The sequence below is a fragment of the Streptomyces sp. NPDC059201 genome, from assembly GCF_042754585.1.
Lineage (GTDB): Bacteria > Actinomycetota > Actinomycetes > Streptomycetales > Streptomycetaceae > Streptomyces.
In genome coordinates this window covers 83,658-96,080 of sequence record NZ_JBHZBB010000010.1, presented here as the reverse complement: position 1 = coordinate 96,080, position 12,423 = coordinate 83,658, and the positions used below count along the sequence as shown (strand labels likewise).

11 protein-coding genes are annotated in these 12,423 nt (G+C 71.8%); 8 read left to right on the top strand and 3 right to left on the bottom strand.

All coding sequences use genetic code 11. The features are described 5' to 3' along the window. Nucleotides 1–45 precede the first annotated feature (45 nt). From ACFXMG_RS28565 to ACFXMG_RS28555, 3 genes are all read left to right on the top strand, one after another. Nucleotides 46–549 (top strand): VOC family protein, encoded by a 504-nt coding sequence (locus tag ACFXMG_RS28565; protein WP_383829538.1) that lies wholly within the window; start codon nucleotides 46–48, stop codon nucleotides 547–549. A 393-nt stretch (nucleotides 550–942) separates the two neighbouring features. Then, the gene (locus ACFXMG_RS28560; protein ID WP_383829541.1) at nucleotides 943–1,977 is read left to right on the top strand and encodes an SGNH/GDSL hydrolase family protein; all 1,035 of its coding nucleotides are present in this window, start codon (nucleotides 943–945) and stop codon (nucleotides 1,975–1,977) included. Between the two features lie 323 nt (nucleotides 1,978–2,300). Then, nucleotides 2,301–2,999 carry a tectonin domain-containing protein gene (locus tag ACFXMG_RS28555; protein ID WP_383829544.1) on the top strand — a complete coding sequence of 233 codons (699 nt, stop codon included), beginning with the start codon at nucleotides 2,301–2,303 and terminating at the stop codon, nucleotides 2,997–2,999. A gap of 309 nt (nucleotides 3,000–3,308) precedes the next feature. Here the strand turns inward: ACFXMG_RS28555 and ACFXMG_RS28550 are convergent, their stop codons facing one another. Further along, nucleotides 3,309–3,782 carry a hypothetical protein gene (locus ACFXMG_RS28550; protein WP_383829547.1) on the bottom strand — a complete coding sequence of 158 codons (474 nt, stop codon included), beginning with the start codon at nucleotides 3,780–3,782 and terminating at the stop codon, nucleotides 3,309–3,311. 95 nt (nucleotides 3,783–3,877) lie between these two features. Between ACFXMG_RS28550 and ACFXMG_RS28545 the strand changes: the two genes are divergently transcribed. The 4 genes from ACFXMG_RS28545 to ACFXMG_RS28530 all read left to right on the top strand — a co-directional run bounded on the left by ACFXMG_RS28545 (nucleotide 3,878) and on the right by ACFXMG_RS28530 (nucleotide 6,796). Continuing rightward, entirely contained in the window at nucleotides 3,878–4,717 is an 840-nt protein-coding gene (locus tag ACFXMG_RS28545; protein ID WP_383829550.1) for a Scr1 family TA system antitoxin-like transcriptional regulator, read from the top strand. Continuing rightward, nucleotides 4,714–4,905 (top strand): DUF397 domain-containing protein, encoded by a 192-nt coding sequence (locus ACFXMG_RS28540; protein WP_383829553.1) that lies wholly within the window; start codon nucleotides 4,714–4,716, stop codon nucleotides 4,903–4,905. Before ACFXMG_RS28545 ends, ACFXMG_RS28540 begins: the two co-directional genes overlap by 4 nt. Further along, nucleotides 4,902–5,363 carry a pyridoxamine 5'-phosphate oxidase family protein gene (locus ACFXMG_RS28535; RefSeq protein WP_383829556.1) on the top strand — a complete coding sequence of 154 codons (462 nt, stop codon included), beginning with the start codon at nucleotides 4,902–4,904 and terminating at the stop codon, nucleotides 5,361–5,363. The genes ACFXMG_RS28540 and ACFXMG_RS28535 overlap by 4 nt, the downstream gene beginning before the upstream one ends. A gap of 281 nt (nucleotides 5,364–5,644) precedes the next feature. After that, a complete protein-coding gene (locus tag ACFXMG_RS28530) occupies nucleotides 5,645–6,796 on the top strand; it encodes a Cmx/CmrA family chloramphenicol efflux MFS transporter (protein WP_383829559.1) in 1,152 nt (383 codons plus the stop codon). Here ACFXMG_RS28530 and ACFXMG_RS28525 read toward each other — a convergent pair. Both ACFXMG_RS28525 and ACFXMG_RS28520 read right to left on the bottom strand, forming a co-directional pair. Next, on the bottom strand, nucleotides 6,756–7,223 hold the full coding sequence (locus ACFXMG_RS28525) for a hypothetical protein (protein ID WP_383829562.1): 468 nt from the start codon (nucleotides 7,221–7,223) through the stop codon (nucleotides 6,756–6,758). The two genes, ACFXMG_RS28530 and ACFXMG_RS28525, sit on opposite strands and share 41 nt — an antisense overlap. Nucleotides 7,224–7,377: 154 nt before the next feature. Further along, nucleotides 7,378–10,332: a glycoside hydrolase family 3 C-terminal domain-containing protein gene (locus tag ACFXMG_RS28520; protein WP_383830188.1), complete on the bottom strand. Its 2,955-nt coding sequence runs from the start codon at nucleotides 10,330–10,332 to the stop codon at nucleotides 7,378–7,380. A 389-nt stretch (nucleotides 10,333–10,721) separates the two neighbouring features. Between ACFXMG_RS28520 and ACFXMG_RS28515 the strand changes: the two genes are divergently transcribed. Further along, nucleotides 10,722–12,422 (top strand): extracellular solute-binding protein, encoded by a 1,701-nt coding sequence (locus ACFXMG_RS28515; protein WP_383830185.1) that lies wholly within the window; start codon nucleotides 10,722–10,724, stop codon nucleotides 12,420–12,422. Nucleotide 12,423: the final 1 nt, after the last annotated feature.

Below are 12,423 nucleotides of genomic sequence, written 5' to 3'. Positions count from 1 at the left end.
GCCAGGAGGACAGGAACTGACCTCGATGGGCGCCAGCATGGGCCCATGAGCGACGACACCACTCCCGTCCGCGCGGTACCCGAGGGCTACACCGCCGTCACCCCCTGGATCATCGGCGCCGACACGGCCGGACTCATCGACTACCTGGAGCGGGCCTTCGGCGCGGAGGATCTGGGCCGCTTCGTCATGGAGGACGGCACCGTCGGCCACGCGGAACTCCGCGTCGGGGACGCCAGGATCATGGCCTTCGACAGCCCGCCCGACTGGCCGCCGACCCCGGCCTTCCTCCGCCTGTACGTGGACGACGCGCGGGCCGTCCACCGCCGGGCGGTCGAGGCCGGCGGCACGTCGGTCACCGAGGTCACCCACCTCTCCTTCGGCGACCTCGTCGGCCGCGTCCGCGACCCCTTCGGCAACCTCTGGTGGATCCAGACCCACATCGAGGACGTCGACGAGGAGGAGTACGAGCGCCGCCTCACCGACCCCGCCTTCACGAAGGCCATGGAGTACGTCCAGGGGGCGCTGTACACGCCGGGCGGGGGCGGCTGACCCGCGCGGGCGGCGGGGCGGGCGGAATTCCGGCCGATCGGCGGGCGGGAGCGGGGGTGGCCGTCGCATGCGAGTCCGAGGGTCGTCCCTCCGTGCGGAACGGAATGACGTGCGAAGGCGTCCGTCGGCCCGTCATCGCCCGGCGCCCCCGCCCGGGTTGCGGGGCGCGCGGGCTGGCTCGGCCTCTTTCGGGTCGTGATCACTTCAGGACTCGTCGGTACGGCCCGCGTGCGCGCCCCGCTGACCAGGCGATATCGAGAACGGTGCGGCGTTTGGCCGAGAACGGGCAGGTGTGGCGCGCGTCCACTGGAAGATCGCGTTCCGTGTCTGACTGAATACGGAGCGTTCCGATGCTCCGTACTTCACCTGATCCCCTGACGAAAGGGCACAGCCATGCCTTCGGCCTCCCGCAGGACGACGAAGACCCCGGTGGTACGGCGGCTGGTCGCCGCGGCCGCCGCGCTGGGCAGCTGCCTCGCGCTCGCCGGTCCGGCGGCGAACGCCGGCGCGGCCCCGGCCGATCCCGTACCGACCGTCTTCTTCGGCGACTCGTACACCGCGAACTTCGGCATCGCTCCCTTCCAGGAGGGTGACAGGACCTTCTGCTTCCAGGCGAAGGAGAACTACCCGGCCGTCGCCACCCGGCGCCTCGCGGACAAGGGCGTCACGCTCGACGTCCAGGCGGACGTCTCCTGTGGAGGCGCGCTCGTTCACCACTTCTGGCAGGAGCAGGAGCTGCTGGGCGGCATGAAGGTCCCGCAGCAGCAGGACGCACTCAAGCAGGACACCCAGCTGACGGTGGGAAGCCTGGGCGGCAACACGGTGGGCTTCAACCGCATCCTGAAGCAGTGTTCCGAGACGCTCCGGAGCCACCCTCTGCTGCCGGGTGAAGCGGTGGACGCGGACGAGCCGGCCGCCAAGTGCGGCGAGTTCTTCGAGTCCGGGGACGGGAAGCGGTGGCTGGACGATCAGTTCGAGCAGGTCGCCGGGGACCTGGAGGAGCTGCTCGACCGGATCGGGTACTTCTCCCCTGACGCGAAGCGCGTCCTGGTCGGCTACGCCCGGCTCGTACCCGAGGACACCTCCACGTGCGCGACCGCGGCGCCCGGTCAGACGGAGCTGCCCTTCGCCGACATCCCCCAGGACGCCCTGCCGGTCCTGGACCAGGTCCAGAAGCGGCTGAACGACGCCATGCGGAAGGTCGCGGCCGACGCCGAGGGCGGTGCCACGTTCGTGGACCTCTACGCCCACACCGGCGGCAACACGGCCTGTGACGGCGCCGACCGGGCCATCGGCGGCCTGCTGGAGGACTCCCAGCTCGTGTTCGGGGAGGTGGCGTTCCCCTGGTACGCGCACCCCAACGAGAAGGGCCGCGACCTCCAGGCCCAGCGCGTCGCCGACGCCGTCGAGCAGGCCCTCGGCGCGTAGCACCTCACTCCCGCCACCCCCTTCCGAAGCCCCGGGCCCCGCCCGGGGCTTCGCCGTGTGCGGATCGCGCGCCGTCATGAGCGCCGCGAGCGCGCCGGGCCGGGCGTCAACCGGGCGCCGTGGTGTTCGCCTTGTGGGTTACCGCGTTCTCGGACTTCCGGGAGCCGGGCGGGCCGCCTGCTGGCCGTGCGTCCGGCGGGAGGAGGGGGCAAAACGTCGATTTCTGGATCGTCTTAGAGGTCAATCGGTCTATTGCTCCGTGCGGGTGCCGCCGATGCTCGTCACGTACCGAGCGGTACAGCCGAACGGCAAAGGGGTGAGGCATGGCGGACTGGAAGAACATCTCTGGCGGTCTTTCGACGATCTCGGTGGGGTCCCGGACGCACGTGTGGGGCGTGAACTCGTCGGGTCAGATCTACCGGTACACCGGTCACGACGCGAACCCGTGGGTCGGTATCCCCGGTAGCGCCGTCGACATCGGCGTGGGCGCCGACGGCACCGTGTGGCATGTCAATGCGGCCGGTGCCATCTACCGCTACACCGGAGACGAGAGCACGACCAACTGGGTCAACATCTCCGGCGGTCTGACACGGATCTCGGTCGGGTCGCGGACCCACGTGTGGGGCGTGAACTCGTCGGGTCAGATCTACCGGTACACCGGTCACGACGCGAACCCCTGGGTCGGCATCCCGGGCAGCGCCGTCGACATCGGCGTCGCGGCCGACGGCACGGTCTGGTGCGTCAACTCCGCCGGTGCGATCTACCGGTACACCGGGGACAAGAGCACGACGGACTGGGTGAACGTCTCCGGCGGTCTGAGCCGCATCACCGCCGGGTCCCGGACCACCGTCTGGGGGGTCAACTCCTCCGACCAGATCTACCGCTACACCAACCACGACGCGAACCCCTGGGTCGGCATCCCCGGCTCCGCGATCGACATCGGCGCGGCGGCGGACGGCACGGTGTGGTGCGTCAATTCGGCCGGTGCCATTTACCGCTACACGGGCGACCAGCCGAGCTGACCCCTCCCCCTGTCCCTGCGGGCCGGGGGCGCAGCGCCTCGCCCCGGCCCGCCCGCCGAACCGGAAGGAAGCCACCTCATGTCTCGCTCCTCCACTCGCCGTCGCCTCGCCGGCCTCGCCGCGGCCGCCCTCCTGCCCATGACCTCCGCCACGCCCGCGAGCGCCGAGACGTAGATGATCGTGGGCGCGACCAGCGGCATCCTCAACACCTACAACTACGGCGACGTGGAGTTTTACAAGATCGGCTACTGACCCGTGTCGTAGAGGCGCGGCCCGTCGAACTCGCCGGCCGCGCCTGTTTTCGTGTTCCTACGGGCTGCGGGTTGCCGAGGGGCCTTCCGGGAGGGTCAGTTTCGGTTCGGTGTGCGGGTGGTTGCGCATCTCGATCCGGAAGTCCGCCGCGCGGGAGTGGTCGTTCCTGCGGAGGCAGTTCTGCTCCCATGCGGCGGCGAGTTCGCAGGTCGGGCAGCCGGGTGTCGGCACGGCCGGCGGTACGGGGGCCTCCGGCAGTACGACCGGGGGTTCCTGGGCGGTCCGGTGGGTGCGGGTCGCCGCGGGTACGGGGGTGGTGAGGACGCGGATCAGTGTGCGCTCGTCGTCCGTCGGGCGGCGCAGTTCGGACGGTGCGGCCGTCCACGCGGTGCCCCCGCCGGGTCGTTGCAGGTGGACGCAGTCGCCGTCCCAGGCGGTCACCTTCCCGAGACGGGTCGCCCCGCCGGGTGTGTCTGCCGCCATGAACGTGCCGAGGTCGGGGACGGGGGTGGAGCAGTCGCCTTCGGGCATGAGGGGTTCCTCTCTGTAGTGGATTCACTACCGGGAGGCACCAGCGTGACCTAGAGTCGGTATGCCTTCAACGTGCGAGTGGCGGAGGGAGAGTTGTGGTCAATCGCAAGGAGCTGGAGCCGGACAGCGGGCCTCTGGCGGCGTACGGGGCGCGTGTGCGCAGGCTGCGTGAGGAGCGGGGCTGGACACAGGAGGATCTGGCCGAGCGGACCAGGTACTCCAGCAAGCACATTTCCGCCATCGAAACTGGTAACCGACCCTCAACTCTCAAGTTTTCGGGAGCCCTCGATGTGGCGTTCGGGCTGACGGGTACAGACCAGTCGTTCGACCGCGAGTGTCAGCAGCTGCGACACGGGGTGCTCATGGAGGGCTTCCCGGAGTACGTCCATCAGGAGCGCAAGGCTGTAGAGATCCGCTTGTTCGAGATCGGGGTCGTTCCAGGACTTCTTCAGACGCCCGGGTACGCACGTGCTTTGGCGGACGGGGCGATAGCGCGTGGATCCATCACGGAGGCGCAGGCTGTAGAGCGTGTCCGGTTCTTGTCTGAGCGCCAGCAGATCCTGGAGCGGGAAAAACCGCCGATGCTCTTCGTCGTGATGGACGAGAGCTGTATCCGCCGCTTGGTGGGTGGCACTGAGGTCATGGCAGTGCAGCTTGACGCTCTCGTGAGGTTCGCGGCGCGCCCGTTTACGGTCCTCCAGGTGGCTCCGTTCGTCATAGGAGAGAGGCGGGCGATCAACAGGCCCGTGAACCTGGCGACTATGCACGATCGAAGCGTGCTCTCCTACGCAGAGTCCCAATCCCAGGGGCACTTGGTCAGGGAGAGCGGAGCGGTGTCGTCCACCCTCACGCTCTACCATCAACTTGCGGCGGAGTCGCTCTCGCAGGCGAACACCGTGGCCATGATCGAGGAAGCGCGAAAGGGCATGTTGTGACGACCGAGTCTCCCCGCTGGTTCAAGTCCTCCTACAGTGACGACGGCGGCAACTGCGTTGAGGTCGCTCACAACCACGTCCCCACCTTCGGCATCGTTCCCGTCCGCGACTCGAAGGTTCCGGCCGGCCCCACCCTCTCCATTCCCGCCGCCGCCTTCGCGACCTTCATCGACTCCGTCAAGCGTTGAGCAGCGCCAAGCCCCCGCGCGAGCGGGCTCAGCGGATCAAGGACGTGCGGGCGCGGCTGGAGCGGGAGATGGACCTCTGGGTCGCCTCCGCCGGGGCGGACATGGTGCCGTATCTCGTGCCGCTCTCGTTCTTCTGGGACGGGTCCGATGTCTGGCTCGTCACTCGGCTCTCCAACCCCACCGGGCGCAACCTCGCCGGCCATCCGCGTACGCGCCTCGCCCTCGGCGATACCCGGGACGTCGTCCTCCTCGACGGCGAGGTCTCCACGTACACCCATGACGAGGTCCCGGACGAGGCCGCCGAGGGGTTCCGTACCAAGACCGGGTGGGACGCCCGCCGGGCCGGGCCGGGCTACCGGTGGTTCCGGGTGCGGCCCGTCGAGCTCCAGGCGTGGCACGAGGAGCATGAGATCCGGGGGCGGCAGCTCATGTCCGGCGGGGCGTGGGACGAGAGCTGACCGCGCGAGGGGGCGGAAGGAAATCAGGTGCGAGGAGTGGGCGGAGCGCGTAACCTCCCCGGCATGTCCAGCCCCGAGGCATCCAGAGTGGGGGGCTTTCGGTCACGCCGTCAGCCCCTGAGCCTCCGCACTCCCTGAGCCGGTGACACCCGGCGGCCCGCCGCCGCGCGCAACGCGCCCCGCGGCCGGTCGCGCGTGCTCGCGCGTATGAGGGGCAGGGGCCGGGCCGGCGGCGGTGACGAGACGACGTCCTTCGTTCTCGCCCACCCCCGGAGTCTTCCGTGCCACTTCCTCTTCCCCTCTACCTGCTCGCCCTGGCGGTCTTCGCCATGGGCACCTCCGAGTTCATGCTCGCCGGCCTGCTGCCGGACCTCGCCCGCGACCTGGGGGTGAGCGTCGGCGCCGCCGGTTCGCCCACGTCCGCGTTCGCGGTCGGGATGGTGATCGGCGCGCCGCTGATGGCCGTCCTCGCGCGGGGCCGGTCCGGCCGGGCCGGGCTGCTCCTGTTCGTGCTGGTCTTCCTCGCCGCGCACGTCGTCGGCGCTGTGACCACCAGCTTCACCGTCCTCCTCGTCAGCCGGGTCGCCGCCGCCCTCGCGAACGCGGGGTTCCTCGCCCTCGCCCTCACGACGGCCACGGCTATGGTCCCGGCCGACCGCAAGGCGCGGGCGCTCGCCGTGCTGCTGGGCGGGACGACCGTCGCGACCGTCGTCGGGGTGCCCGGCGGCGCGCTGCTGGGTGCGTTCGCCGGGTGGCGGGCCGTCTTCTGGGCGGTCGCCGCGCTCTGCGTACCTGCGGCGCTCGGCATCCTGTGGGGCGTACCCGGCCATCGGTCCGAAAGGCGGTCGCTGCGGGCGGAGTTCGGGGTGCTGCGGGAGCCTCGGCTCTCACGCGTCCTTGTCCTGGCCGCGCTGGTGAATGCCGCCACCTTCGGCGCCTTCACCTTCCTCGCCCCCGTCGTCACCGGTCCGGCCGGGCTCGCCGAGCCCTGGGTCTCCGTGGCGCTGGTGCTGTTCGGGGCGGGTTCCTTCGCCGGGGTCACGCTGGCGGGGCGGCTGGCCGACCGGTACGCGGACCGGCTGCTCGCCGTGGGCGGGCCGCTGCTGCTGGTGGGGTGGGTCGCCCTCGCCGTCCTGGCGGACCGCCCGGGGGCGCTGATGGGCCTGCTGCTCGTGCAGGGCGCGCTGTCGTTCGCGCTCGGCGGGACGCTGATCGCCCGGATCCTGTACGAGGCGGCCGGGGCGCCCGCGCTCGCCGGGGCCTACGCCACGGCCGCGCTCAACGTCGGGGCCGTGGCGGGGCCGCTGTCGGCGGCGCTGGTGCTGGATCGGCCGACGGGGCCGTTCCTGCTGAGCGCGGCGCTCGTCGCCGCCGCGCTGGGGTTCGCCGTGGTCAGCGGTAGTCGTCCGGGTGGTCCTGCATCCACGTGTTGATGAAGTCGCGGGTGCCGATGAGGTCCTGCTTGTGCTTCTCCAGGTTCGCGGGGGACGTGTCCCCGGCCAGCTTCCCGTTCAGCTCCGCGATCCGGTCGATCGGCTCGGGGAAGTGCCCCGCCCCCTTGGGGCTGGCCTTCATCGCCATGTCCATCTCCTGCACCTCCTTGTTGACCCGGCCGAGGTAGGAGGAACAGTCCTTCGCGCACCCGTCGTTCTTGGTCGCCTGGAGGGTGGCGAAGGCGCCACGGACATCCTCACCGGGTCCGGGCGCGTACGGGTCGGTCCCCGTCGCCGTCGCGCTCGGCGCCGTGCTCCGGCCCGCCGCCGCGTCGTCGGGCTTGGGGGTCGTCGTGCAGGAGACGGCCAGGGCCGCCAGAACGGCGGCGGCCAGCGTGGCTCCGCGCCAGGACGTCGTGTGCATCATGTGGGTCCCTCCCCGGTGTCGTGGACCGGGCGAGCCTATCCGCATCACGGGAAGGGGCCCCGCGCCGGAAGTCTCCGGTGCGGGGCCCCTGTTGGCGTCCCGCCGGGCCCGGAGGAGGCCGGCGGGGGCGCCTTCGTCGGGCTTCTCCGGACCCTCAACCGGAGAAGCCGACGTGCGCGAGGCGCACAGGCCCGCGCAGCTCGACGTGGAGGTCCGTCACGTCACGGACGTGACAGGGCGACCCCACGGTGGTGTGGGTGTACGGGCCGCCGGTCGGCTCGACCGTCACCCGGGCGACCTCGGTGCGCCCGTCGCCCGCGAAGAACGTCACCTCGCCCGCGCCGGCGGCCGTCACGGCGAGCTCGGTGACCCCGTCGCCGAAGTCGCAGGCGCGGAAGAGGAGGGTGCCGGGCAGCTCCGGACCGGTCGGGGTCACCGCGTCGCCGGAGACCCGGGAGCGGTCGACGATGACGGTGCCGGTCTGCTCGTCGTAGTCGGCCGCCTCCAGGCCCGCCTCCAGGACCGGGCGCGGCCCCGGGGCCGTACCGTCCAGCTCGACGCGGACGGTCTGGCGCACGTCCGCCGAGGACGGCCCGGCCAGGAACTCGTACGCCCCCGGGTCCACCGTCCACCGCCCGTGCGCCACGTCCCAGTACCCGAGCGCGGACACCGGTACCGCGAAGGCGAGCGTCGCCGTCCCGCCCGGCGCCAGGTGGACCCGCTCGTGCGCGACGAGCTCCCGGTGCGGGCGCGGCACGGACGGGGCGACGGCCCGCGCGTACACCTGGACTACCTCGTCCGAGGCGGCGGCGCCCGTGTTGGTGACGGTGCAGGAGACACGTACCTTCGCCGCGTCCGCCTCGGCCGTCAGCCCCTCGTACCGGAAAGTCGTGTACGTCAGGCCGTGGCCGAAGGGGAAGAGCGGCGTCCCGTCGAAGTACAGATACGTCTGCCTGCTGCCGATGACGTCGTAGTCCAGGATGTCCGGCAGGTCCGCGTCGGAGGCGTACCAGGTCTGCGGCAGGCGTCCGGCGGGGGAGACGTCCCCGGCGAGGACGCGCGCCAGCGCCGTGCCCGCCGCCTGGCCGCCGTGGGCGGTCCACAGCAGCGCGGGGAGAGTGGCGGCGGCGTCCGGGACGGCGTACGGGTAGGAGGAGACGAGGACGAGGACCGTGCGCGGGTTGGCGGCGTACGCGGCCCGCCACAGGCGGTCCTGGTGGGCGGGGAGTCCCAGCGTCGGCCGGTCCTCGGTCTCGCGCCCGTTGATGTGCGGGTCGTTCCCGGCGACGACGATCACCACGTCTGCACCGGCTGCGGCGCGGGCCACGGCCTCCTCGCCCCGCTCGACGGTCTCCACCGTGAAGATTCCGGCGGATTCCCGATCGGCGGCAACCTTCACGCCCCCGGCGGCGACAGAGACGTAGCCCCCCGTCCCGAGGTGCCGAAGGAGGACCCGCCCACCGTGCCCGACACCGCCGTCGCCCTGCCCGAGGCCGTCGCCCCCGTCCTCCACCGCCTCGAAGCGGAACGTCTCCTGGACGACCCAGCCGCCGGGCTCGTCCGCGGAGGCGCGTACCAGTCCGTCCTCGGCCACCGACAGGTACAGGCCGTCCGGGGCGCGCAGGGTCAGCACCCCGTCGCCCCAGTCGATCAGGTCGAGAACCGAGCCGTCGGCATCGGGGTCAGCGTCCGCGGTGAGGGGCGGCAGGTCGGTGCGCCCCGCGAGCAGGGCCGGGTCGAGTGCGCCCTCCGCGCCGCGTACGGTCTTCTCCGCCGAGGACTCCGGTACGCGCAGGGCGCGCCCGTCGGCGGTGCGCAGCCGGATCCGGTCCACGCCCTCCGCGAAGTCGACGCGGTCCGCGCCGAACCGTTCCCGCAGCCCGTCCAGCGGGGACGAGCGGTGCAGCAGCGAGCCGCTGTACCAGTCCAGCTTCGCGGCGTCGCCGAGCAGCCCGACGACCGCGATCCGACCCCCGTCGGCCACCCCATCGGCCACCCCGTCGGGCAACACGCCCGCGAGGGGGAGGAGCGGCGCCCCGTCCCCGGCGGGCTCGTTGCGCAGCAGGACGACCGCCGCCTCCGCGGCCTCCCGGGCCAGCTCCCGGTGGGCGGGCGTGTCGTAGGCGGTCTCGTCCGCGTACGGATCGAGCCCGGGGTCGAACTCGCCGAGCCGGAAGCGCACGGTCAGTTGGCGGCGTACGGCCCGGTCCACGTCCTCCTGGCCGATGAGCCCGCGCTCCAGGGCACCCCGGAGGCGGCCCAGGATGATCGACGCGTCCGTGTTGTGGTCGGTGAAGGAGTCGACGCCGGCCCGCAGCGCCGCCGCGACCGCCTCCTCGTGGCTGTCGAAGTACGCCTGCGAGTCGCCGAGGTTGCTCGGCGCGCCCGCGTCGGAGCAGACCAGCAGCTCCTGGTCGGTCCAGGCGCGCAGCTCCGTCTCCAGGTACGGGGAGAGGTGGTTGGGGCGCCCGTTGACCAGGTTGTACGCGGGCATCACCCCGGCGACCGCGCCCGCCTCGACGGCGCCGCGGAAGGCCCGGAGGTCGTACTCGTGGAGCACGCGCGGGCGGACGGACGCCGAGGTGACGTCCCGGCCGGCCTCGTTGTTGTGCGCGAGCCAGTGCTTGAGCACGGGGGCCGTGCGCCAGTACGTGGGATGGTCGCCGCGCAGGCCGCGGGTGAAGGCGACGGCGAGGGCGGAGGTGAGCGCCGGGTCCTCGGAGTAGCCCTCCTCGCCCCGGCCCCAGAGCGGGTTCCGCAGCAGGTTCACGGTGGGGGACCAGACGTTGAGGCCGACGCGCTCGTCCTTGGCGCGCATCGCCCGCGCCTCGCGGGAGACGGCCTCGCCGACGCGGCGGACCAGCTCGGGGTGCCAGCTCGCGCCGAGGCCGACGGCCTGCGGGAAGACGGTCGCGGGGCCCATCCAGGCGACGCCGTGCAGCGCCTCCTGGCCGGTGCGGAAGGCGGCCACGCCGAGGTGTTCGACGGCCGGCGTGAACTGGTGGAGGAGGGCGAGGCGTTCGGCGGGGGTGAGGCGGCCGAGGAGGTCGGCGACGCGTGCGTCGACGGGGAGGGAAGGGTCACGGAAGGGCGGCCGGTCTGCGGTCACGTACGAGTCCCTTGGACGGCGGTCGCCGGATGGCGGCCGAAAGTTTCGAAGCGCTTCGATGCTCAAGCCCCGCAGGGTGGGTGTCAAGGTTCCCGGCGCCTCTACTTGCCCGGCTGGCCACAGGAGTTGAAGGCAACGCGCCCGTCCTGGCTCCCGTCCGAGAAACTCCTGAACGACTCTTGCCGCGCCTGTGGCCGTCACTTAACCTCGCAGCAACATCGAAGCGCTTCGACTCACCGGTGCCGACCTGCCGCGCCCGTCGCCGCGCCCCCGGGGTCCCACCCCGCCCGCACCCCGCACCCCGCACCTTGCTCCATCTCCGTCACCGCAGCCGGCGGGCGGCCCTCGGGCGCCGCGTGTCCTGGCGCGTGCCATGAAGGGTTGACGCAATGACGCCGAACGCCGCCTCCACGGGCTCCCCGAGAACCGAACAGAGCCGGAGGGGCTTCCTCGCCACCGGTGCCGTCGCCGCCGTCGCGGTCGCCGGCGGAGCCCCGCTCCTCACCGCCTGCGGCGGCGGTGGCGACACCGGCAAGAAGGACGGCACCACCAGCGGCAAGGACGCCGCCAGGATCCTCCCCGCCTTCGTGGCGAGCGAGGTCGTCCCCGCCGACGTCCCCGCGCGCAACGGCTCCGCCGCCGGCTTCACCCGCGCCATCCCCAGCGCCGAACTCAAGGCGTCCGTGGCGGAGAAGAAGGGCAAGGGCGGCGCGCTCACCGTCATGGCCCCGCTCTGGGGCACCCCGCCCGCCCCCGGCAACCCGTACTACAAGGCCATGAACGAGGCCATCGGCGTCCAGGCCACCTGGCAGAACCAGGACGGCAACGTCTACGACCAGAAGCTCGGCGCCGTCCTCGCCTCCAGCGACATCCCCGACCTCGTCGTCGTCCCCGGCTGGAACCTCGGCGGCAAGATCCCGAGCGCCATCAACGCCAAGTTCGAGGACCTCGGCCCGTACCTCTCCGGCGACAAGGTGAAGGCGTACCCCAACCTCGCCGCCATCCCCACCGACGCCTGGCAGCGCTCCATCTTCGGCGGCAGGCTCCGCGGCCTGCCCATGCCCGCCTCCTACGTCACCAACATCGCGCCCTTCTACCGCAAGGACCTCTTCGACGCGAAGGGCTGGCAACTCCCCACGAGCGCCGACGAGTTCCTCGCCCTCGCCAAGGAGATCACCAGCGCCAGGACGAAGGTCTGGGCCTGCGGCGACATGACCTGGACCGCCTGGAACATGTTCGGCGTCCTCAACGGCGGCGACAAGGCACTCGGCTGGAACCTCGTCGACGGCAGACTCGTCAACCGCATCGAGACCCCCGAGTACCTCGAAGCCCTGGAGTGGACCCGCACGCTCTTCGACGCCGGCGTCGTCCACCCCGACGAGAAGGCCCAGAACCAGGGCGACACCGGCAACCGCTTCACCGCCGGCCAGTGCCTCATCTACAACAACGACCTCTCCCACTGGTACGCCAAGACCTCCGAACAGGCCGCGCAGAACCCGAAGTTCGCCATGGCAGCGATGGACATCCCCGGCCACGCCGGCGGCGCGCCCCGGCTGTGGGCCACCAACCCCGCCAACATCTGGGCCTTCGTCCGCAAGGGCGCACCCCAGGCACTGATCGAGGACGCGCTCGCCATCGCGAACTTCACCGCCGCCCCCTACGGCACCAAGGAGCGCATGCTCACCGACTACGGCGTCGAGGGCGTCCACCACACCGTCGAGGACGGCCTGCCGGTGAAGACCGAGGCGGGCAACCTGGAGGTCAACAGCTCCTGGCTGTTCGTCGCCAGCCCCGCCCCCTACATCGCCCACCCCGACACCCCCGACGTCGCCAAGGCGCAGGTCGAGTGGCAGCAGCGGATGGGCGCCCTCACCCGCAAGTCCTCCTTCTACGGCCTCACCGTCACCGAACCCGGGCAGTGGACCGGCCTCATGAACGACTTCGAGCAGCTGGAGAAGGACATCGTCCGCGGCCGCAAGAAGGTCTCCGACATGCAGCAGGCCGTCTCGGAGTGGAAGTCGAAGGGCGGCGACCAGCTCCGCGACTGGTACAAGAAGCTCCTCGACACCACCGGCTCCGCGGCGAGCTGAC

What these genes read in the sequence shown, in the direction of transcription:
- ACFXMG_RS28565 (WP_383829538.1), top strand. Translation starts at nt 46, where the DNA reads ATGAGCGACGACACCACTCCCGTCCGCGCGGTACCCGAGGGCTACACC.
- ACFXMG_RS28560 (WP_383829541.1), top strand. Translation starts at nt 943, where the DNA reads ATGCCTTCGGCCTCCCGCAGGACGACGAAGACCCCGGTGGTACGGCGG.
- ACFXMG_RS28555 (WP_383829544.1), top strand. Translation starts at nt 2,301, where the DNA reads ATGGCGGACTGGAAGAACATCTCTGGCGGTCTTTCGACGATCTCGGTG.
- ACFXMG_RS28550 (WP_383829547.1), bottom strand. Translation starts at nt 3,782, where the DNA reads ATGCCCGAAGGCGACTGCTCCACCCCCGTCCCCGACCTCGGCACGTTC.
- ACFXMG_RS28525 (WP_383829562.1), bottom strand. Translation starts at nt 7,223, where the DNA reads ATGATGCACACGACGTCCTGGCGCGGAGCCACGCTGGCCGCCGCCGTT.
- ACFXMG_RS28515 (WP_383830185.1), top strand. Translation starts at nt 10,722, where the DNA reads ATGACGCCGAACGCCGCCTCCACGGGCTCCCCGAGAACCGAACAGAGC.